Consider the following 1,005-nt stretch of genomic DNA (forward strand, 5'->3'; position numbering starts at 1 on the left):
CAGGTCGCCAGGCCGAACCGCGTCGGCCAGCTTGTCATTGTCGGCGCTGTTGCGGCCGATGCACAGCCAGTAGTGCCGCCCGTCCTCATGATGCCAGAACTGGCGGCCCAGGTTGGCAAGGGCGAAATCTTCGCCCGAAGCCTCGGGCAGAAGGTTCAGCACCGTCCAGTAGCGGCGGGCATTTTCTTTTTCCGTCAGGCGGCAGCCGCCCCCTGGGGTGGGAATTTCCGTGATGCCCAGTTCCGCCGCCAGATCAAGCTGATCGCGCCTTCCCCGGCCAGAAAAACTCAAAAGCCGAGTACGGTCCACAAGACCGCTTTCTTCCATCTGCGTGGGCGGCAGATGGGTGGCCGAAAGGGGCCGCAGCAGTATGCCGCCCACACCCGCATCACGCATGATAAGATGAAGGGTGTCGCGCCGCTGCGACATGGGGCGCTGACCCAGCACCTCGCCCGTGGCAAGGCCGGCTGCTCCCACGGCCTCCATATATTTCCGCGCCTGGCGCAAAAGAAGGATCTTGCAGTCCACGCAGGGATTCATGACCTTGCCGAAGCCATGCTCCGGACGCTGCCGCAGCATGGCCGCAAAGGCTTCGCTCACGTCACGGCTGACAATGTCCAGACCGTAAATCTTGTGCCAGTAAGGCACAGCCTTGGCCGAACCGAAAAAAGGCGTGACAAAATGCAGACAACGCACGGAAAGGCCTTGTCGTTCCAGAACCTTGGCCGCCAGGATGCTGTCCAGACCGCCGGAAAACAGCGCGATAATATCAGGTGTGCTCATGCCGCGCTTGTATGCCAGACAAGGCGCACTGCGCAAGAGGCGAAGCACGAAATTTTCTTGCCAGGGCGGTTATCAGTAATTATAGGTAACAAACAGCATACCACGGCAGCCGCCCCAGACGACGCAAGCCGTGCTGGTTTTGGCTGAAACCCGCCAACAGCGCTCAAGCGTGTTGCCCCGGCCATGACGCGTCAGGGCCGGGCCGGACAGCGGAGATCCGGC

General features: G+C 61.5%; 1 protein-coding gene. It reads right to left on the minus strand.

Going from position 1 to position 1,005, the window contains the following annotated elements:
• Positions 1–783 (minus strand): tRNA(5-methylaminomethyl-2-thiouridylate) methyltransferase (locus V6C16_RS14145; RefSeq protein WP_333543545.1); only part of this gene is annotated, 783 nt, incomplete at its 3' end.
• Positions 784–1,005 lie beyond the last annotated feature (222 nt).

The organism is Desulfovibrio sp. 1188_IL3213 (genome assembly GCF_036763145.1).
Lineage (GTDB): Bacteria > Desulfobacterota > Desulfovibrionia > Desulfovibrionales > Desulfovibrionaceae > Desulfovibrio.